Here is a 19,546-nt window from a genome sequence, read left to right as displayed (position 1 = left end):
CCTGTGAAATACTTCTACAATCTTCTCCAGGCCGATTATTTACAGCGTACACGTACTTATTCTTTTTTAATCACTTTGGTCTTCACGGTATATATGGCCTATTTATTTGTGCCACTGCATACCGCAAGTTATACAACCTTAAACGTTCCAGGTTTCAAGGGGGCTTATAATTCAGCATGGGCTGGTTATGTTTCGGCTATCATGGTCACTGTGATGCTTTCTATGTATGGTTTTCTTTTGGTGAATAGCGGCATTAAGAAAGATATTGATACTGAGGTAGGCCTGATCATTGCCTGTACTCCAATCACCAACTTTAATTACCTGTTGAGCAAAATGTTAAGCAATTTAATGGTCTTGCTTACTATTGTTTGCTGCACCTTTATCGTGAGCATAATTATGTTTTTTATCAGGGGTTCAGGTTATCCTTTTGTACTTGTCAATTTTGTTTTACCCTACCTGATATTACCAATTCCGGCCATGTTTTTAGTCTCTGCCCTGGCAATTCTGGCAGAAGTATTTTTGGGTAAAAGAACTGTGCTGCAATTTCTGATTTACTTTATGCTTTTTGGGATAACAATGGCCGCTATTAAATTGCAGCAAACCAATAGCCTGGCTACACTGCTTGATCCTTTTGGATTGCAAACAATCACCAGTAGTATTGCTCAGGAAATTAGTTCTCAATTTCACACAGGTGTTAAAGATCCGTCATTCGGCTTTATCTTCATTGGCAAGAAACCGTTTAAAGTTTTTGTATATGAAGGAATTCACTGGCAGATACCTTTTCTGGTTAGCCGGCTGTTATGGATAGCAATTAGTATACTGCTTGTTTATATTTCTTCTTTCTTTTTTCACCGGTTTGATTTCAAACAGTCTGCTGCTAAAAAGAAAGCAGTAACTGAACCAAAGCAAATTGATGGATTAAACCTGACACCCCAGGGGATCAACAGAAGTTTAATGCCTCCTTTGGTTACAGATTATAGTATTTTACCTTTTGTAAAGACTGAAATGCTCCTGCTCGTCAGAAAAGGGAACAAATGGTTTTGGCTGGTTAATATGGGGCTATGGCTAAGTATGTGCTTTGCTCCTTTAGCTATAGCACACGCTTACTTACTCCCTATTCTATGGTTTTTACAGGTTACGCGCTGGTCAGATCTAACGACTAAAGAGAAAACAAACAGGCTGCATTATTTCACATTTGCATCTTACAGGCCATTGTTCAGAATATTGCCGGCACAAATTCTGTCTGGTATTCTCTTAGCGATTGTACTTGCACTACCTGTAATTTTGAGGTATGCATTTTTAGCAGATATATACGCTGTCGTTAATATAATCAATGGAGCAGTATTAATCATTTCATTAGCTGCAGGTATCGGAATTATAACTGATGGTAAAAAACTATATGAAATCATATTTTTCATACTTACTTATGCTGTGATCAATAAGCTTACTTTTAATGATTATCTGGGTGGTATGCCTCATGCAAACAGCTTAAGCTATGTAGTTATATTAACAGGAATAAATATAGCGGTGTTATTGATGAGTTTTATCGTCAGGAACTATCAATCCAGAAATTTATAGCGTGTTTTTTATCTTTTTCACTGTACGTTTCCGATCGTTAACTGTTCATTCATGAACAGTATAAAAGCTTTATTTTAAAGAAAAGTGGTTATGGCATATATTATTGAGTAATTTTCGGTTGGCATACCATTAGCTAATCCAGAGTTATAACTATCTCATATGTTCAAGTTAAATTTAAAGATCGCATGGAGAAACCTCTGGAAAAACAGAGGTTATACTTTGATCAATATTCTGGGGCTTTCTATTGCGATGGCAAGCTGCATCCTCATCTTTATTTTTGTTCGTTATCAACTGAGTTTTGATGAAGGTTATAAAAACCAGGATAGAATTTACAGATTCACCACACATTGGAAATACAGCAATTTCGAGGATGATACACAGGGAGTTCCTATACCGCTATCTGCAGCAGCGAAAAATGAGCTGGTTGGAATAGAAAAGATTGCAACCATATCAATGGGTTATGGCATTATCCAGGTTAAAGACCAGAATGGAACAGACCGGATCAAGACAGAAGAAGTTGTACATTATGCCGAACCAGAATTCTTTGAGATTTTTGAAATGGGCTGGCTGAATGGTAATCCAGAAACAGTGATTACGGAACCTAATACCGTGGCTTTATCCGCAGAAACTGCTAAGAGTTTTTTTGGCACCATAGAAAATGCAATTGGGAAAACCATTTTCTTTCGTAATAAAACGGGCTTGAAAGTTACGGGAGTATTTAGGAATATGCCTAAAAACAGTAGTTTCCCGCTTAAAATCATGATCAGCTATCAGAACTTTCCCCAAAAGAATAATAAGAGTTGGGATTCGGTAAGTTCACAAACGGAGTGTTATGTATTGCTGAAAAATGGATTCAGAGCTGCAGCTTTAAAAGAGCCTTTAAGACTTTTTAATAAGAAATACTATCAGGACAAAAAGATCGAAGGTAATCAGACTAATGCGCTGCAAGCCCTTAAAGACATCCATTTTAGTGAGAAACAAGGTAATTTTGCAGAGTTATATGCCGTTAAAAGTGAGCTGTACGGCCTTGGTGTAATTGGCTTATTCTTACTCATTACAGCATGTATAAATTTCATTAACCTAACTACAGCACAATCAATTAACCGCTCAAAAGAAGTTGGTATACGCAAAGTACTGGGCGGTAAACGCAAGCAATTGATCGTTCAGTTTTTAACTGAAACTTTTACCATCACATTGATCGCTTTAATAATTGCTTGTATTTTAACAGAATTAGCGCTTCCTCAAATGGAAAGCTTATTTAAAACCCAGATATCTTTCAGCATTTTTGAGCATCCGGTAATTTTCACCTTTCTGATTACATTAGTAGTGGTTGTGAGTTTGCTTGCTGGTTTTTACCCGGCATTAATTATCTCGGGTTTTAGTCCGGCTTTAGCGATCAAGAATAAAATCACGGTAAACTCTGGAAATATGAGTTTACGTAAAGTTTTGGTTGTCATCCAATTTTCAATTACTATTATCCTGATTATTGGCACAGTGATTATCATGGAGCAGATGAATTATGTACATCAAAAACCATTAGGATTTAAAACTGATGCTATTGCCATTATGAATGTACCAAATGATAGTATTGCTCTGACAAAGCATAAGAATTTTAAAGAAAGAGTGCTGCAAATAAATGGTGTTCAAAGTTTTAGTTATTGCCAGCTTCCCCCACTGTCTAATGAAATGAGTACCACTAATTTCTCTTACAATGGACAGCAAAACGAAGATTTCGAAATCAGGCGCTCTTCAGCAGATGCTGATTATTTTAAGGTATTTGATCTAAAACTAATAGCAGGAAAAGTATTTTTAAATAGTGATACCGTGAATGGCTATGTAGTGAATGAAACCTTTCTGAAGAAGATGAATATTAGTAATCCGAAAGAGGTAATTGGTAAAATCATCAGTCAGAATGAAACTAAAATGCCGATTGTAGGTGTAGTTAAGGATTTTAATGACAGATCGCTTCAACAAAGTATTTCTCCGCTTATAATTTACCCGCAAAAGAATGCTTATTATAAGGTCGCAATAAAGATGGATCAGGCTCAGCTTATGCCCGCTATGAAAGAAGTTGAGGCGCTATGGAACAGCACTTTTCCTAATGAGATTTATAATGCTCAATTTGTCAGTGATGTTGTTAGCCGTTATTATCAAAGTGAAAAAATCATGGCTATATTATTTCGGGTTTTCGCCGGGGTAATCATATTCATATCTTTTATTGGTCTATTCGGATTAATTTCATTCGTGGCTACTCAACGTACCAAAGAAGTAGCGATCAGAAAGGTATTGGGCGCATCAACTTTTGAATTGGTAAAAATGCTGAATGGTTCATTTTTAGTAATGGTTTTCGTGGCTAACCTTGTTGCATGGCCGTTAGCTTATCTATTGGTTTCAAAATGGTTGTCGGGCTTTGCCTACCGTATAGAATTAGGTGTCTGGCCTTTTGCGCTGGCCTTCTTAATCTCAATGTTGATTACTTTGATAACTGTTAGTATCCGTTCTTATAAAGCAGCTGTTGCCAATACTATTGATGCGCTGAAATATGAATAAGCTAATTTTTTAAAATAATGAGCAAGTATAATAATACCAATTGGTATATTTAAATCTCAAAAGAAGGTTTATATGAAAAATGACACTACTCAAATCAGGCAGGGTTTGATCGATCAGCTTGGAAAAACAGTAACAAATTCCCCATCAGCATTTATGTTGTGGCTGGCTCCAATAGTACGCGATATAGAACATGGAAGTATAACTTTCGAATATACTGTAAGGGATGAAATGACCAATCCGATTGGTACATTGCATGGTGGTGTAACGGCTGCTATTATGGATGATATGATCGGCGCTACCATTATTAGCCTGGGAAGGGAATATTTTTATACGACGATTAATAATATTATAGATTATTTCTCTACTGCAAAAGTTGGAGATGTAATCACAGGTAAAACAACGGTTATTAAAGCTGGCAGGCAGATCATCAATGTTCAGTTTGAATTATGGGATCTTAAAAAAGACAGACTTTTAGCCAGGGGTTATTCTAATGCGCTGAAGACTGATCACAAAATAAACGGAGCATAGGGTACAGTGCAGGTAATCTGTTGATACATTAGCTTTTTAATTATTGAACATGTAAAGACTCCTCTCCTGCTGTGTCGTGTTATATATTTTACAAGATAAAGCGGTTTTCATGATGTATTTTTCTCCTTTAAAGGTTAAATCGATTGGATAATGGTTCAATAAAGCCAGCTTCCTAGACAAGGGATATAGAATGATGAAAATTATTATAACTATGATTCAACACTTTAGCAACAAAAATCAAAACATCCTGCTTTATTATCACTTAGAACGCATTTATTCAATTTAAAATGATACTTTTGCATCACTGAAAACGGAAACGTTTCTAGTATTATTCTGAAAAGAATGATGATTCCGTAGCTCAGCTGGTAGAGCATTACACTTTTAATGTAGTGGTCCTGGGTTCGAATCCCAGCGGGATCACGAAAGCCTCAATGCAAATTGGGGCTTTTTATATTAAATGATATTTCAGAAAATGCCTACTACACTATTTTTTCAGGATATTTTTAGATACCTCTTCAATTTGCTTAATAAAATGTTTCTCTAACCTCAGTAATCTGGTTTTTGTTTTGCTCTTTAAATTTGTCACATTCTTAAGTTGCTTTTTTTAAGGCTTGCAGATGACTTACAGGGATCAATACCAAAACTTGTGGATTAGGGATTAAATTCCAAGTTTTGGGTTTGATATTTTTTGGTATTGATCCATTTTTTGAGTTCAAAGCAGATGGTTACGATTCTTTAATGAGCTAATTACTTCCTGATTTTATAGTTCAATTGATCAGTATTAAACGCTCCTGATTACTTTGATAAGAGATCGGTTAACGCTTCAGCGGAATTCTTAGGGAGAGGAAAGATCCTGATTTTCCAGGCTTGCTACTTTTACGAAAGTTCTCTGATGCCTTTGGGTTTCCATTACTTGTTTCCTTGTGCCCGGTACAGAACTTTTGAAACAACCTGTACGCCAAACTGCTGCTTTAAAAATGAAATCGTCCAGGATTCCCTTTGAAAATTTACCCGTTAAACTTCCCATAATAAATAAATGCCTTTCCACCAATGTAAGCTATTCGCGTTAAAGATTATCCTGATGCGTGAAAAATGTCCGCAATTGTCCGCAGTTGTCCGTGGGTTAGTCCAAGGGAAAATTATAATTTCATTAATCTTCAACTAGTTATGGTTTGGTTGTGCCTGAGTGGTGGTCGGGATGACACCAGGTTGTAAACGGGCTGTAAGCATGGCAAGTCCATGTTGTTTCAACTAGTTGTTTTGACTTGGACTTGCCATGGACTCAACTTGCTCTTACCTTGGTCTTACCCTAACGAGTACCCGACCAGTACTCGGACAGTACCCGGCCGATATAGCTTTATTATTTAGCTATTTTGAATTTATTTACGAACAGCCCGGCCTTGTCTCCACTGAGTCATTCCCATGCAAATTGAAAGCTTTCAAAGCAACTTCCACAGGCATAAGAACATCCGTGATAGCAAAGACTTTCTGTTTAGCGTGTCAAAAATTTATGCTTAAAAAAGAGACTGCTCCACAAGTTGATGACTTGATCCACTTACAGTACCTGCATTTTTCACTAATTCATTGTAAATCCTTTCACAATATATTCTTTGAGTCTTGCAGTAGCCCATTGACGGAATTTTGTCCCCTGCAGGCTTTTAACCCGGTAACTCACAGATATAATTACATCTGAATTATAGTAATTAGTGGGTTTAGTAGAAAAATCGGAAATTCCGATTTTTCTACTAAACTTGTCTTTAATAAGTTCATTCTCCTTATAGATATTCAAGATATGTTCATTTATTGTTGAACGGGACTTACTAAAAAGTTCAGCCATCTGCTCAATTGTAAGCCAAACGTTTTCATCCTCTAAACGGGCTTCTATTTTTATATTACCATCTTCAGTTTGATATATAATTATGCTTGAATCTTCCATTAAGTTCCTGTGATAAATGATTTAGCTACTGATGGGTACCAGTCTGGCTATGCAGGGTGCAACGCTGTTGGCTAAAGAATTTCATGCTAATGAAAATTACCAAATTGCATTTGAAAAATATGACGAAGTATTTAAACCCGTTGTAAAACAGACTCAAGCTAAGTGACCATAATCCTGCAATCTCAAATAAACAAAAACTTCTAAATGTTTTTATTTCATAATTTTGTGAGATGAACAGGAAAGAAAATATAAGCGATTTTCATAGCCGGCATGGATGGGAATATCCTAAAAACGGACAATTCAACGTTTATAACAGAGAAGAATTTTCTTGTGACAGTACATCCCTGCCGCCAAACCGCAGGGATTTTTATAAAATATCTATGATCACAAGAGGTACTGGAATATTAAGCTATGCTGATAAAGTCATCAAGATTGATAAACCATCCATTACCTTCTTTAACCCTTTAATTCCCTACTCGTGGGAGCCTACTTCGAATGATAAAGCCGGCTATTTCTGTCTGTTTACTGAGGATTTCATAAACCAAAGCCTTAAAAGTGAGAGTCTTTCACACTCCCCTTTATTTAAGATAGGAGGCAATCATTTGTTTTTTCCTAAAATAGAGAGTATTGAGTTGTTAAAAGGTATTTTTGAAAACATGTTCCTTGAGATCCGTTCCGGATACGCTCATAAATATGAATTATTAAGAAGCTACGTGCAGATCATTATGCATGAAGCAATGAAAATACAACCTGCAGATACATTTTATCAGCCAGTCAATTCAGCAGAGCGTATCACTACTATGTTCCTGGAACTGTTAGAACTGCAGTTTCCCATTGACTCCCCTACACAAACTTTGAAACTCAAAACAGCTAAAGAATTTGCTTTGCAGCTCAATATACATACCAATACGCTGAACAGAGTTTTGAAAGAAAGCACAGGCAAAACTACCACGGAATGGATTGCCAATAGAATTGCTAACGAGGCAAAAGCGTTATTACAGTTCAGTAATTGGGATATAACTCAAATTGCCTATAGCCTGGGTTTTGAATATTCGGCCAATTTTATCATTTTTTTTAAGAAGCTTACAAATATAACCCCATTAAAGTACAGGAAAACTCTCTGTACACCTATTTCCAAATTATAAAGAAAAACATCAAATCACCTTACTACATCCCTTTATTGCTTCCGGATATATTATACCTTACCATGTAATTAGAAATATGGCTGTCTAACTGTAGATTTCCTATAAATGTCCAATCTTACACCAATTTAATAATCATGTGTTTGATTAGCATAATTTTAAACTAACCATAAAATGGAGCTTTGCTTCATAAAAATAATGTATTTATGGAAAGTGAAAATCTATGTAAAAAAAATAGTAATGGTGCTCAGGTACCAGATGTCAACCTTTTTAATAAGGATAATACTCAACCGATCTCTCCAGCATGGATAGCGGTTTTCTCGCTAACAATGGGCGTCTTTGGATTATTAACAGCGGAGTACCTGCCCGCCAGTCTGCTAACACCGATGGCTTCAGAACTAGGGCTTTCAGAAGCGGTAGCAGGTCAGACAGTAACTGTGACCGCGATAGCTGCATTATTTTCCGGATTGTTGCTACCCGGACTTACACGATCTCTAGACAAAAGGATCGTATTGCTCAGCTTTTCTGCTTTGATGATCGTCTCTAATCTTTTTGTTGCTTTCTCATCAAGCATAATCGTGCTTTTATTGATGCGTACTTTGCTCGGAATTGCTCTTGGAGGCTTTTGGGCAATGGCAGCAGCAGTAGCAATGCGTCTTGTACCTTTGAAATTGGTGCCACGCGCCTTATCGATAATCTTCAGTGGCATAGCCGTCGGAACTGTGGTCTCTGTACCTCTGGGTAGCTATCTGGGAGGCTTGTTCGGTTGGCGCAGTGCCTTTTATGCAGCGGCGGCAGTTGGTATAGTGACGTTAGTTTTTCAATGGTTTACTTTGCCGAACCTGCCTTCGCAGCGGGCAGCCAAATCTACAACAGTGCTTAAAGTACTGCTGCGTCCGGGCATAATAGTAGGAATGCTGGGCTGCGTGCTGGCACATATGGGCCACTATTCCCTTTTTACTTACGTCCGCCCCTTCTTAGAGGATACAATAAGAATTGGCGCTGATGGAATAGCCATGATGTTGTTGGGCTTTGGAGCTGCGAACTTTGCCGGTACGCTTCTGGCAGGACGGCTCATGGAACACAGTCTGCGCTGGACATTAATAATTATGCCAATTTTGGTTGGAGTTGTAGCATTGCTCCTGGTATTGTTACCGCCCTCTTTTACTGGACATGCATTGCTAATTGCCGTCTGGGGAATGGCTTTCGGCGGTGTGCCAGTTGCATGGTCAACGTGGGTGTCCACTGCAGTTCCAGATGAGGCAGAAAGTGCTGGAGGAATGGTTGTAGCAGCAGTACAAGGCGCCATTGCAGCGGGAGCAGCCATTGGCGGATTACTATTTAATTATGCCGGTATCTCTGGTGTATTCGTCACAGCAGGCATCTCAATGCTTTTAGCCGGGGTATTTATCGCATTGTTAGTCAAGGTTAAGGCTATCCGTAAGGACGCTGGAAGAGCCGTTGTATCTCATCATTAAAACGTGGAGCAAACTATGATGGATTGCGATATGACCTCTCCCGCAAAACCGGACTTTTATAAAGTAAAGATTTTCGGATAGTTCAGCTACGGGTTTGGCAACAGCATGCCAGCAAAAGCTCAAAAAAACAATTATATTTAGATTACCTTTTAATTTCAATAAGTAATACCCATGCATCGTAAACGGACTTGATGAATGATAAAAAGATAGCCATTACTGTCCAATAAAGTCCAGAATTACCGAATAGTATAAGAAAGATCCCACCTATGATATACAATATTGTAGCAAGTTGATCAAACAATAATGTAAAAAGATAAATGCGTTTGAATTCCTTCAATGATTGATAATATATTTTAAAATCTGCCCTGGTTATTAAGATCCAGACTATCAATCCAAGTACGATGGTTTCGTAACCAATTAAGTAATGACTTTCCTGGGGAACGAGTAAAAGAGCCGAAAAAATTAAGATCATTAATAATAATATTAAAGCCACTGAAGCTTTAATTACTAAGAGTGGGAATGATAATATATGTGTGAGGTTGATAGAAATTCCAACAAATATCAATCCCGTCAAAGTTGCTGCTCCCGCTGCTGTGGCTAAAAAAAAATCATTCCATTCTTTCATATTGTATGTTTATTGATTAAATTATGAAATCTGTATAATAGGTAACCACTAATAAAATTTACAATTTCTTTATAAATGTAAAACGTCATTTCTAGTAGTAACTGCACATGATTTCGTGTGCAGTTACTAGCTGTCGAGCTCACTAACAATTATTTCCAGTATGGGATATGTCAAGGAATTTGCAATATCGCGACTGAAATAGCCACCTTCCATCGTCGAATACAAGCCGATCATCATATATTGCTGTGCTTTGATATAAAGATCCATCGTGGTTGGTGGCGTTTTCCGACAAAATCCAGCGCGCAGTTGCAGTATCTCCCGAGATCGTAACTATACCTGAATGAAGCTTCTGACAAAAAAAACGTTTGCCTGTTGCAAGTTTAAGGAATAGCTTTGCAATACTGTCGCGACCTCTACTTTCTATATGAAGAGGTTCGGCTAACGTCCAGATGCCATCTTCTATCCACAGTGCTTCAAAACATTGCGCATTTCCAGAGAGACAGATGTCTGCAAAGGAATCAGTCAGCGCTCGGATTTGATGCTCATTTTCTATAGCTTTAAGCCGTTCCTCTATGCTAGTCATAGCTTTCCTGAACCTCCTGTTTCAGTATCTGTGTTACGCAATATGCCACTAACAAGCCGCTCCCAATTTCCATGTGCTATAGCTTCCTGCTCAGCTTGAGATATTGAAGCTTGTTCTAAAAATGTGCGGGCACCGTTTTCGCCGCAGCTTTGATAAGGCCAATCCTGGGAAAACATCATTCGTTGGACTCCTACAATCTCAATCGTTCGAGAAAAGTAGTGTTGACTGAAGATACCGCTTGGAGTGTAGTAAACGTTTTGTTTAAAGTAGTCAGCAATGGGGCGTTCCAGTTTCAGGCCTGCATGGTTTAGTTGTGCAATGCGATCTAAATAGAATAGGACTACTTCCCCCCAGTGACCGACAATTACTTGAAGGTTGGGGTAACGGTCAAAGACTCCGGTAAGTACCATGCGCAGGAGTTGTATACCAGTCTCGTAATGCCAGCCAATCGCTCCCATGGAAAGCATAATGTCGGCAATCGGCCCTATGCCAGAGTAATAAGCATCGCGCACCCCCGATGGAGGAAGCTGCGGATGGATATATAGCGGTACGTGCAGTGCCTCTGCAGCCTCATAGATTGGATTGAAATCACTATGATCCATATTACGCTCATGGACACGTCCATTTAAAAGCGCTCCTTTAAGTCCAAGCTTCTGCACAGCACGTTGTAACTCTTTTGCAGCTGCAATTGGCGACGGTACAGGAAGGGTAGCAAACCCATCGAAGCGATCTGGACGTTTTGCAATGGCATCAGTGAGGATATCGTTAAAATCTCTCGCAACCGATATGGAATCTCCTGGTTTAAAATTCTGAACACCAGGTGACGGCAAGGACAACACCTGAACGTCAATACCGGCATCATTCATTGCTTGAATACGAATATCTTCCAGATCTTCCAATTGTCTGGCATATTGATTACCATTCATGGAGACTGTAAAGTCTTGTATTTTAGCAGTTGCCTCCCAGGCTTCGCAAACCTGACGAGGTACAAAATGTTCTTCTAAAGCTATTATTTTCATTATTCTTTTTTAGATAATTTAGTTTTTGAGTACATCAGCCAATGTGTTCCGCTAAAAATTGAGCGGTACGTTCGTTAGCTACTTTTGCCGTGGCTTCCGACCTGCGTTTGCCCAGAGCACATGCAAATCCATGATGTTGTCCTGGATAGTCGAAGATTGTAATTTGCTCGTTGCCATCGAATGCAGCATGAATCTGGTTTTGAATTTCCTGACCAACGTGCTCATCAAACTCAGGCATATGTAACATGAGTGGGTTTCTGATGGCATCTTTTTCACCCAACATACGCTCAATCTGTACACCATAATAAGAAACTGCTGCATCAATATCAGTACGGGCTGAGGCAAATGCGGCCATTCGCCCACCAAGACAATATCCGATCAGGCCAATTTTCGCCTTATTGCCTACAATTTCACGGGCTTTGTTAATTGTGGTTTGTACGTCATGTACCCCCTTATCTGTATTGAAGCGAATAACCACATCCACGGACCGTTTCATGGTAGACGTTATATCCGGGTCTAATTCCATGCCTGGATCCAGACGCCAGAAAAGATCGGGTGCAATAGCCAGATAACCGCTCTGGGCTAAAAGATCGCAACGCCAGCGAATGTCGGTATCTACCCCGAAAATCTCCTGAATAACGATAACCGCTCCCCGGGGTCTTCCATCGGGCTCAGCTACATAGACGTTGAACTTGCCTACGCCATCGTAGGATTGTATCTTTGTTGTAAAACTCATCACTAAATTGTTAAGCCGTACCACATGGTACGGACTCCGACAAACGTACTACATAGTACGGTAAAAAGCAAATAAAAAAGTATGTCAAAAGAATTGCAACAAGAATCCCGGCGTAAAATGATCATAGAAATAGCTGGAAAACAATTCCTTGAGTATGGTTATGGTGCGACTACGATGTCTGCAATTGCGTCAGCTTATGGTGGCTCAAAAGAAACCTTGTGGCGCTACTTCCCTAACAAAGAAGTTCTTTTTGCAGCATATATTGAGCATGCTACGGCATCTTTTCGTGGAAGGTTAGCACCAAACTTAAAATCGGACAAACCTTTGGAACAATCCCTTAGAGACTTTGCGAAGCACTATATTGACGAAATATATTCGTCAGAATCGATTGATTTGCATCGGCTTGCAGTTGGTGAGAGTGCGCGTTTCCCAGAAGTGGGAAGGTTGTTTTATGAACGTGCGCCTAAAGCTACGGAGGAGTTACTCGAAAACTTTTTAGAAACACAAATGAGCATTGGGAAATTACCTTCGGGAGATGCAGGCAGAGCTGCCAGAACACTTATTCAACTCTGTATGATGGCACGATATCCAGTAATTTTTTGTGTTGATAAAGCTTCAAGTATTGATTCAACGGAATTGGCCCGCATGAGCGTCCTGGACTTCATGACCATTTATGGACCATCTTAAAAGTATTTACAACTTGCAATACTAAACACATCTTCCCGACAGGAAATGACGTACTGTACATACGGTAATATTATCCGTTGCTGGTTGTGCCTTATGGTTTTTACAAGCATGCACCCAAAGCAAAAAGTAAGTTTTGCTTTGGGTGGTGATCTTGACCAAAGCCATTTATAAATTTAGCATTAATGTTTTCCTGACATTTATTTTCTTAATAAATAGCTGCATAATAACATATGTACATTTCATAAAGAAAATTAATTAATCATCATAAAAACAATAATCGTTGGTTTATTTTGAGAAAATTGGCAATTTTAAGCTGACTGACCTATATTTTTACTAGAGCAGTAACTTCTATCTCAATTATTACATCGCTTCTAAATAAACCTTTTACCTCAACAAGCGTACTTGTGGGTGGGTTATTGGAATTAATAAATTGATCTCTGGCTTCTCTATAGAGAGCTATTTGGGAAATATCTGAAGTAAAAATCCCAAGTTTTATGATATCATCAATGCTAGCACCGCAGGTTTCTAAAATATCTCTGATATTCTCAAAAATCTGAATGGTCTGTGTTTTTACATCTTTACCGACTAACTCACCCTGCTTATTAAGGGGGATTTGTCCCGATAGTATAATCATTTTCTGGTCACCAAATGGGATTTCAACGGCTTGAGACAACCCCTTTATTGCAAATACCTTTTCTGAATTTTTAAATTGTAGCATAACTGTTATGAATTATTTTTTTTCAAAGTTCTACTATATGTTATACATTTAGATTGCTGAAAACTCCATAATTCATGACTTTTCGCGTCATCTGAAAAAAAGATTCTACGATGAATCAGGAACCAGAAATTATATACTTTTGTTAAAAAACAGTAGCATGGATGTTGTAAAACAAATAGCAGATCAAAGTTCATTTCAAGGGACACATATTATTTTAACATCAGAGGAAATCGGCACAACAGAGATTTGCCGTCAACAGCACAAAATCCCATTTCATAAACAGAATATGTTAAAAGAACATTTTTTGCTATTTGCAGTGGATGGAACTAATGAATTGCACATTGGAAAACATTTTTTTCAATTAAAAAAGGGAGAAATGTTATTAATAAAAAAGGCTACTTATGTAGAGATTGTGAAAGCAGGTGATGCCTTGGATGATTATATGTATGAAAGTGTTTCTTTTACTTTAAAGAAAGATATCATCATCGATTTTATAAAATTAATTGAAATGGATGATTATCCAAGAGAGGCAGTTTTGGATGATGAAATCATCATTCATCAGTACGGAGGACGTTTACAATCGTTCCTAGCATCTATGAAGCCTTATTTCGATGACAATCAAAATGTAAAAACGGGATTGTTCAAATTAAAAATTCTAGAATTACTTTATAGCCTTTCGCAGGAAAATCCAAAGTTTTTACAACAATTGATAAGCCTCAATCGGTATGAAACTAAAGATTTATTAAAAACTATTGAGGCATATTACCTTCAACCCTATACGTTGCAGGAATTAGCTGATATTTCAGGAAGAAGTTTATCGACCTTCCGGAGGGAATTTGAATCTTTATTTCAGAAAACACCTGCGAAATGGATACAAGAAAAGCGATTGGAAAAAGCCAAGGGCTTATTCTTTTCTACTCAACTAACAATTGCAAATGTTTGCTATGAAGTTGGTTATGAAAACGTTTCACATTTCTCACGCTTGTATAAAAGTCACTTTGGATACAGCCCAAGCGAAACTAAAAAACATCGTGTAAGCTGATTCAAATGCAATTCTCCTGAAATTCTGGCTGTAAATCCCTTCGGTCATGACCTGTCAAAAATTTTGATGAGCTCTTAGAAGTATTACTAATTCAACACTAAAACTTGTTACAAATCATCCTTTACAGTTCCAAGAACCAAATCTTTCAACGTAAATAAATTAGCAATTGCCTCACCCATAGTATTATTGAAATAAGCATACACCGTTTTTCCTTCTGCCATCCATTCCCGGATATATTCAGCATATTCATACATTAAATCATCTTGATAGCTCCCCCTGTAACTTCCTCCAGGTCCATGGAAACGCAGGTACACAAAGTTGAGATCCGTATTCAGCATAGGCGTAATGGCAGGTGGCTTATCCTGTATCACTATTCCCAAACCATATTCATCAAGTAAGCTGTAAACCTGCTCACAATATAAAGACACATGACGAAACTCCAAGGCAATATTCCAGTCACCATCTTTATCACATTCACGCAGACAGGCCATTAATAAAGTTAGCTGATTTAAGTTTCCAATACGTACGCCAGGGGGAAACTGCACCAGCAGACAACCCTTCTTATCACCTGCTAAAGAGATAACCTGCATAAACTGTTTTACAGATTCAGGATCAAAAGCAAGTCCCTTATTGTGTGTAATTATCTTAGGAAGCTTAAAAGTAAACCTAAAATTCTCCGGAACATCTTTAGCCCATTTCGCAACAGTTGAACCCATCGGTATTTTGTAAAAAGAACTATTGATCTCAATACTGTTCATCATCGAAGCATAAAAACACAACCTGCTTTTCTCTTTGAATTCCTCAGGATAAAAAAGCTTATTACGCACCGGCAATAGTAAGCCACTGGTACCTGAATAATAAACAGGAACATTATTTTTTTTCATAACAGCAAATCCACTCAAGGCTCATTCAATGGTGGAAAATATTCTGTACCAGGATTAGTTCCATCAGAATTGATGCCTAAATCTTCATCTTGATGACCAGGAGCTCCTTCCCTATCCAATTCTTGCTCAAGCGGATACAAATTGGAACTTTGCTGAACACCATCCAAATTAACTTCAGCACCGGCTGGTCCGGAAATTTGGTCAACAACAATGTTTTTAATCCCTTTAGGAAAATCGCCTTCTCTGTTCACACCAGAAGTCTCAGCATTTAAATTAAAATCCTCCATATTGATACTATATAAATTTGGTTAGTCTCAACTAAACACGCACCTGGAAAGAATGTTTTAAAACTTCTAACTGTCAATCAAAACACGCTATATCCCGAAAGACAAAACACGTATGCTTAAAATAACAGCCTTAAGAAAGCTATGCATAATTATGTAAAACAGACAACGAACTAATGTTATCAGCCAGCTGAAAGAATCCCTTCCAGTTCATCCAAAAAACTAATTTGCCGCAAATTGATAAACAGTCTTGCCTGATCCAAAGAAAACCACTCCCCTTTATCAACCTCTGGAAAATCAACAAATTTACTAGCCCCAGGTGGCCACTCCAAAGTGAAAGTATTACAGACCATATTTAAAGGATCCAAATTCCCCGCTACTGCCCAACAATGCACCACTTTTCCGGCTTTCTGCACAATGGGGTTCAACGGCTTAAAATCACCTTCTGGTAAATAACCAGTTTCTTCGCAAAACTCACGCAAAGCGGTCGCCATCAATTCCTCCTGGCCAACAGGCTCTCCCTTAGGAATAGTCCAGTAGCCCCTATCTTTATTTCGAAAAAAAGGGCCACCAGGGTGAACTAAAAATACCTCAGCTAATTCACCATTAATTCGATATAATAATATTCCCGCACTGATAGATTTCATAATGCGAATATAATGCTCCTTTTTCATCAAGTAACAAAGCACCCAAACCAGAAGGCAGAATTGATAAAGGCCAGCACTAGCAACCAGAATATTCGCCGGCAAAAGAACGGTACCGGATTCTTGCCTTTAGCCGCCACATTATTCATCACTAAAATATTTATTTTAAAATAGTATCACAAATTTGATTCAACAGCTCTTGTCTCATTTTTGAATTCCTTTGATCCAGAAGTAGGATGATACCCCAATTTTTAATCCTATTGTAACATATAATCGATGATTGCCCCATAGAATCACCTGATTTTAAATAAAGTGTATTATTCTCATCTGTCCCAATATTTAGTCCTAATCCCAGTTCTCTATTTTTATCTTTATAGTATATTTTTTCAGTAATTATCGCAGCCTTTCCTACTGCAGTTTTTTCATTTAAGACTGCTTTTAAATACGTAACCATATCAGAAGCATTAGATTTTACTAATCCAGCAGGTGCTGTAATATTCCATTTGAAGAATTCCTGAATGCCGCCTTCAGGATTATGAGCAGTTGTCCTGTTTTTTACGTTAAAGTCTTTCGTTAATGTATTTGACATCTTTAACGGTTTAATCATTTTCTCCCTTATAATTTCATCATAACTCTTGCCATACACTTTTTCTAGTATTTGCCCTAATAAAGTATAACCAATCGTAGAATAACGGTATTTCCCGTAATCTTTAAGGTCAGTACAATTATTGATTATCGCAGTCAGCATTTCTATAGTTACATTATTTACAGGCTGTTGCGGATTGAGTTCTATTAACTTTGCAAAATCTATATCTGGCAAACCAGATTGATGAGACGCCAGGTCTGAAATTTTTATTTTGTTCTTAAGGTTTTCATGTAATACAAACGCTTTTGGAAGGAAACCGTCGATGTAATCATCCGTTTTAATTTTATGCTCAACTACAGCTTGCGCAATCAAATTTGAGGTTAAAATTTTAGTGATAGATGCGATTTCGAATAGGGAATTTTTATCAATCTTAATTTGACTTTCTATATTCAGATTGCCATAAGCTGTATAGTATTCTTCATTATTTTTGATAAAACCAACGCTAATACCCACGTTAGGATTTTTTTTGTAATTATCTTTTATTAATGAATCAATTCTTTGCGGGATATCTTGTCCAAAAGAAACGTTACTTACTAATAATAGCACTGCTAAAAATTTTAATGATGTTTTCACTGTATCGGGTTTTAGGTTAAAAATTATTTCGATACAAATATGTGGAAGGGATCAAGACTGTGCGACCGAATAAAAGTTGTCGAACGCATTTGTTTCAAAAAATAAGTACGAGTAATTAAAAAGAAAAGTACGAGTAATTACAAATCACTGTTTTACAAACTTTTACGATAAGAAGTAGGTGTATTACCAGTGTGCTTTTTAAAGGCCGTATTGAAAGAAGATTTTGAATTAAAACCTACCTCGTATAGAATTTCTAAAACAGTGACCTTACTTTTGGTAACATCTCTTAAAATATCCATCGCATTCTCTATACGATAGGTATTCACGAAATCATAAAAATGCTGTTCTAATTTATGATTGATTAAAACTGATAAATCCCGAACAGGAATTTTAAGGTCTTTAGAAACATCTTGAATCGTTAAAGAAGGATTAAGAAATGGCCTTTTTTCCATCATATAGCTCTTTAATTTCAATAAATCTTCATTGTACTCTTTTTCGCTATCAATTAACTGTGCACTATTTTTGTCTTCGGAAACTATATCCGCTACAAGTTTTAATCTTGAATCGATATTTCTAAATAGGCCTGGATTATTTAATGCTTTATATAAATACCAAAAAATAATAATCAGTTCAAATAAGAAAAGCCCAATTTTTAACGATTCGGAAATATCAGGGTATTCAGTAAACTTAAAGATGTTTTTTAACAGCGCAATAAAATAAAAGGTTGATAGCGCTACGGTAAACTGAAATAACCAGTTAAGCGACTCCATGCTTGCTCCTGCATAGTTTTCAAGATATATTTTTTTTGCTTTTCTTAATATCATAAAAGCCGCAATGAGGTATAATATAATTTGAATATGCACTAAAACATGATTGAACTGTATTTCCAGCATACTGCTGCTTTTTTTAAGAAAACTAATTTTAGAAGCCAGGCTGACAGTATAAAAGCGAGGCAATAAGATCAGATTGGCTATTAAAAAAGTACTCACATGAATTAAATGTTTTGGTTTTAGCTTAAAATCAGCATAGCAAACGGATAAGACATATAAATAAAAAGCAGGAAGTTGTAAGAAAAAAATTGAGCTTATAAAAACTCTTGCATTTAAAGGGATATCAAAAAAGTAGCCTAGATTCACGCTAATATCAATCGCATTTAAAATCAAGAAAAATGCAAAAAGACGATTACTTAATTTATGTTCTGTTTTGACTGTAACCAGAAAAAATGATAGAAATAATGAAATGAACATCGTGATTACAGCGATTGTAACTGATAAATTAATTTTGTCCATTAATCATTTTTCATTGTCTGTTTTCAGAATTTGTTTTTTGCATACAGGTTAGGTTTAGTAGCTTTATGATATGCCCTTATTTATCCATTGACCTGGTGTGGCTAATTTAGCCAATTTTTACAATTATTACTCATCCAACTCTTACACGATGAATTTAAATATAAAAGCAGTACCTCTTGATCTTGGCTTTCCTAATCCTGAAATTAAAAATACCCCAACTGTATTTATCGGCAATTAAAAAGGGTGATAAATACTTCCATGAATATGTACTTGCACATAAGAGATCAAACCGGCACACTTTAGAAAGCTTGTTGACTTTTGCTAAAACTAAAAAGATGAAGGATGAAATCGTAAAACGACTTAGGCTTGTTTTCTGAAGTTCACCGGACTTAGTTTTCTCCTGCCTTTGAAAATTGAGACAAATGGCTTTTATCTGTAAAGCCAAATTCATCAGCAATATGTTTCATACTTAATGAAGGACCATTAACCGCTTTTCAATAAGCTTTATATGATATTCATTTATATATGCCCGATAGCTGATGCCGGATTTATTCCTGAAGTAGTCACTAAAATAAGTGATAACAATATTAAAATGAGGGGCAAT

Annotated in this window: 20 protein-coding genes and 1 tRNA gene; 9 read left to right on the top strand and 12 right to left on the bottom strand. The window is 37.1% G+C overall.

Annotated elements, in window-relative coordinates:
• The first annotated feature begins 3 nt into the window (after positions 1-3).
• The 4 genes from AY601_RS05825 (at position 4) to AY601_RS05810 (ending at position 5,076) form a co-directional block, all read left to right on the top strand.
• Positions 4-1,578, top strand: a complete 1,575-nt coding sequence (locus tag AY601_RS05825; RefSeq protein WP_157287727.1) for a hypothetical protein — start codon at positions 4-6, stop codon at positions 1,576-1,578.
• Positions 1,579-1,737: 159 nt separating this feature from the next.
• Complete coding sequence (locus AY601_RS05820) at positions 1,738-4,128, top strand: ABC transporter permease (RefSeq protein ID WP_068397783.1); 2,391 nt, start codon at positions 1,738-1,740, stop codon at positions 4,126-4,128.
• Between the two features lie 72 nt (positions 4,129-4,200).
• Entirely contained in the window at positions 4,201-4,656 is a 456-nt protein-coding gene (locus AY601_RS05815; protein WP_068397780.1) for a PaaI family thioesterase, read from the top strand.
• A 347-nt stretch (positions 4,657-5,003) separates the two neighbouring features.
• Positions 5,004-5,076 (top strand) — tRNA-Lys (locus tag AY601_RS05810).
• A 415-nt stretch (positions 5,077-5,491) separates the two neighbouring features.
• On the opposite strand, the gene AY601_RS05805 is transcribed toward AY601_RS05810, so the two are convergent.
• Both AY601_RS05805 and AY601_RS05800 read right to left on the bottom strand, forming a co-directional pair.
• A complete protein-coding gene (locus tag AY601_RS05805; RefSeq protein ID WP_068397777.1) occupies positions 5,492-5,683 on the bottom strand; it encodes a hypothetical protein in 192 nt (63 codons plus the stop codon).
• A 549-nt stretch (positions 5,684-6,232) separates the two neighbouring features.
• A complete protein-coding gene (locus AY601_RS05800; RefSeq protein WP_068397774.1) occupies positions 6,233-6,592 on the bottom strand; it encodes a virulence RhuM family protein in 360 nt (119 codons plus the stop codon).
• 31 nt (positions 6,593-6,623) lie between these two features.
• Here AY601_RS05800 and AY601_RS26190 point away from each other — a divergent pair, with 31 nt between their 5' ends.
• The 3 genes from AY601_RS26190 to AY601_RS05790 all read left to right on the top strand — a co-directional run bounded on the left by AY601_RS26190 (position 6,624) and on the right by AY601_RS05790 (position 9,212).
• On the top strand, positions 6,624-6,758 hold the full coding sequence (locus AY601_RS26190; RefSeq protein WP_257722236.1) for a hypothetical protein: 135 nt from the start codon (positions 6,624-6,626) through the stop codon (positions 6,756-6,758).
• A gap of 64 nt (positions 6,759-6,822) precedes the next feature.
• Positions 6,823-7,737, top strand: coding sequence for a helix-turn-helix domain-containing protein (locus AY601_RS05795; protein ID WP_068397771.1), 915 nt, complete (start codon positions 6,823-6,825; stop codon positions 7,735-7,737).
• A 203-nt stretch (positions 7,738-7,940) separates the two neighbouring features.
• A complete protein-coding gene (locus AY601_RS05790) occupies positions 7,941-9,212 on the top strand; it encodes an MFS transporter (protein WP_084359127.1) in 1,272 nt (423 codons plus the stop codon).
• Positions 9,213-9,354: 142 nt separating this feature from the next.
• Here AY601_RS05790 and AY601_RS05785 read toward each other — a convergent pair whose 3' ends face one another.
• The 4 genes from AY601_RS05785 to AY601_RS05770 all read right to left on the bottom strand — a co-directional run bounded on the left by AY601_RS05785 (position 9,355) and on the right by AY601_RS05770 (position 12,175).
• Positions 9,355-9,837: a hypothetical protein gene (locus AY601_RS05785; RefSeq protein ID WP_068397768.1), complete on the bottom strand. Its 483-nt coding sequence runs from the start codon at positions 9,835-9,837 to the stop codon at positions 9,355-9,357.
• Between the two features lie 142 nt (positions 9,838-9,979).
• Entirely contained in the window at positions 9,980-10,420 is a 441-nt protein-coding gene (locus tag AY601_RS26305) for a nuclear transport factor 2 family protein (protein ID WP_068397765.1), read from the bottom strand.
• Positions 10,417-11,439: an amidohydrolase family protein gene (locus AY601_RS05775; RefSeq protein WP_068397761.1), complete on the bottom strand. Its 1,023-nt coding sequence runs from the start codon at positions 11,437-11,439 to the stop codon at positions 10,417-10,419. The genes AY601_RS26305 and AY601_RS05775 overlap by 4 nt, the downstream gene beginning before the upstream one ends.
• A 34-nt stretch (positions 11,440-11,473) precedes the next feature.
• Positions 11,474-12,175: a dienelactone hydrolase family protein gene (locus AY601_RS05770; protein ID WP_068397757.1), complete on the bottom strand. Its 702-nt coding sequence runs from the start codon at positions 12,173-12,175 to the stop codon at positions 11,474-11,476.
• Positions 12,176-12,256: 81 nt separating this feature from the next.
• Here AY601_RS05770 and AY601_RS05765 point away from each other — a divergent pair, with 81 nt between their 5' ends.
• The gene (locus AY601_RS05765) at positions 12,257-12,862 is read left to right on the top strand and encodes a TetR/AcrR family transcriptional regulator (protein WP_068397754.1); all 606 of its coding nucleotides are present in this window, start codon (positions 12,257-12,259) and stop codon (positions 12,860-12,862) included.
• 322 nt (positions 12,863-13,184) lie between these two features.
• On the opposite strand, the gene AY601_RS05760 is transcribed toward AY601_RS05765, so the two are convergent.
• Complete coding sequence (locus AY601_RS05760) at positions 13,185-13,580, bottom strand: RidA family protein (RefSeq protein WP_068397751.1); 396 nt, start codon at positions 13,578-13,580, stop codon at positions 13,185-13,187.
• A gap of 157 nt (positions 13,581-13,737) precedes the next feature.
• Here AY601_RS05760 and AY601_RS05755 point away from each other — a divergent pair, with 157 nt between their 5' ends.
• Positions 13,738-14,622, top strand: coding sequence for a helix-turn-helix domain-containing protein (locus tag AY601_RS05755; protein WP_068397748.1), 885 nt, complete (start codon positions 13,738-13,740; stop codon positions 14,620-14,622).
• A gap of 107 nt (positions 14,623-14,729) precedes the next feature.
• Here AY601_RS05755 and AY601_RS05750 read toward each other — a convergent pair whose 3' ends face one another.
• The 5 genes from AY601_RS05750 to AY601_RS05730 all read right to left on the bottom strand — a co-directional run bounded on the left by AY601_RS05750 (position 14,730) and on the right by AY601_RS05730 (position 18,942).
• Positions 14,730-15,506: a DUF72 domain-containing protein gene (locus AY601_RS05750; protein WP_068397745.1), complete on the bottom strand. Its 777-nt coding sequence runs from the start codon at positions 15,504-15,506 to the stop codon at positions 14,730-14,732.
• A 14-nt stretch (positions 15,507-15,520) separates the two neighbouring features.
• Positions 15,521-15,793, bottom strand: coding sequence for a hypothetical protein (locus tag AY601_RS05745; RefSeq protein ID WP_068397742.1), 273 nt, complete (start codon positions 15,791-15,793; stop codon positions 15,521-15,523).
• A 179-nt stretch (positions 15,794-15,972) separates the two neighbouring features.
• A complete protein-coding gene (locus tag AY601_RS05740; RefSeq protein WP_232324702.1) occupies positions 15,973-16,464 on the bottom strand; it encodes an NUDIX domain-containing protein in 492 nt (163 codons plus the stop codon).
• 130 nt (positions 16,465-16,594) lie between these two features.
• On the bottom strand, positions 16,595-17,653 hold the full coding sequence (locus AY601_RS05735; protein ID WP_068397736.1) for a serine hydrolase domain-containing protein: 1,059 nt from the start codon (positions 17,651-17,653) through the stop codon (positions 16,595-16,597).
• Between the two features lie 152 nt (positions 17,654-17,805).
• A complete protein-coding gene (locus AY601_RS05730) occupies positions 17,806-18,942 on the bottom strand; it encodes a helix-turn-helix domain-containing protein (protein WP_068397733.1) in 1,137 nt (378 codons plus the stop codon).
• Positions 18,943-19,546 lie beyond the last annotated feature (604 nt).

Origin of the sequence: Pedobacter cryoconitis (assembly GCF_001590605.1) — a bacterium.
In the GTDB taxonomy this organism is placed as follows: domain Bacteria; phylum Bacteroidota; class Bacteroidia; order Sphingobacteriales; family Sphingobacteriaceae; genus Pedobacter; species Pedobacter cryoconitis_A.
This window is presented reverse-complemented; position numbering and strand designations above follow the sequence as displayed.

Excerpts from the sequence above, each read along its gene's own strand:
- AY601_RS26305 (WP_068397765.1), bottom strand. The coding sequence starts at position 10,420 with ATGACTAGCATAGAGGAACGGCTTAAAGCTATAGAAAATGAGCATCAA.
- AY601_RS05790 (WP_084359127.1), top strand. The coding sequence starts at position 7,941 with ATGGAAAGTGAAAATCTATGTAAAAAAAATAGTAATGGTGCTCAGGTA.
- AY601_RS05805 (WP_068397777.1), bottom strand. The coding sequence starts at position 5,683 with ATGGGAAGTTTAACGGGTAAATTTTCAAAGGGAATCCTGGACGATTTC.
- AY601_RS05770 (WP_068397757.1), bottom strand. The coding sequence starts at position 12,175 with ATGAGTTTTACAACAAAGATACAATCCTACGATGGCGTAGGCAAGTTC.
- AY601_RS05730 (WP_068397733.1), bottom strand. The coding sequence starts at position 18,942 with ATGGACAAAATTAATTTATCAGTTACAATCGCTGTAATCACGATGTTC.
- AY601_RS05745 (WP_068397742.1), bottom strand. The coding sequence starts at position 15,793 with ATGGAGGATTTTAATTTAAATGCTGAGACTTCTGGTGTGAACAGAGAA.
- AY601_RS05785 (WP_068397768.1), bottom strand. The coding sequence starts at position 9,837 with ATGAAAGAATGGAATGATTTTTTTTTAGCCACAGCAGCGGGAGCAGCA.
- AY601_RS05775 (WP_068397761.1), bottom strand. The coding sequence starts at position 11,439 with ATGAAAATAATAGCTTTAGAAGAACATTTTGTACCTCGTCAGGTTTGC.
- AY601_RS05765 (WP_068397754.1), top strand. The coding sequence starts at position 12,257 with ATGTCAAAAGAATTGCAACAAGAATCCCGGCGTAAAATGATCATAGAA.
- AY601_RS05795 (WP_068397771.1), top strand. The coding sequence starts at position 6,823 with ATGAACAGGAAAGAAAATATAAGCGATTTTCATAGCCGGCATGGATGG.
- AY601_RS05800 (WP_068397774.1), bottom strand. The coding sequence starts at position 6,592 with ATGGAAGATTCAAGCATAATTATATATCAAACTGAAGATGGTAATATA.
- AY601_RS05820 (WP_068397783.1), top strand. The coding sequence starts at position 1,738 with ATGTTCAAGTTAAATTTAAAGATCGCATGGAGAAACCTCTGGAAAAAC.
- AY601_RS26190 (WP_257722236.1), top strand. The coding sequence starts at position 6,624 with ATGGGTACCAGTCTGGCTATGCAGGGTGCAACGCTGTTGGCTAAAGAA.
- AY601_RS05740 (WP_232324702.1), bottom strand. The coding sequence starts at position 16,464 with ATGAAAAAGGAGCATTATATTCGCATTATGAAATCTATCAGTGCGGGA.
- AY601_RS05815 (WP_068397780.1), top strand. The coding sequence starts at position 4,201 with ATGAAAAATGACACTACTCAAATCAGGCAGGGTTTGATCGATCAGCTT.
- AY601_RS05750 (WP_068397745.1), bottom strand. The coding sequence starts at position 15,506 with ATGAAAAAAAATAATGTTCCTGTTTATTATTCAGGTACCAGTGGCTTA.
- AY601_RS05760 (WP_068397751.1), bottom strand. The coding sequence starts at position 13,580 with ATGCTACAATTTAAAAATTCAGAAAAGGTATTTGCAATAAAGGGGTTG.
- AY601_RS05755 (WP_068397748.1), top strand. The coding sequence starts at position 13,738 with ATGGATGTTGTAAAACAAATAGCAGATCAAAGTTCATTTCAAGGGACA.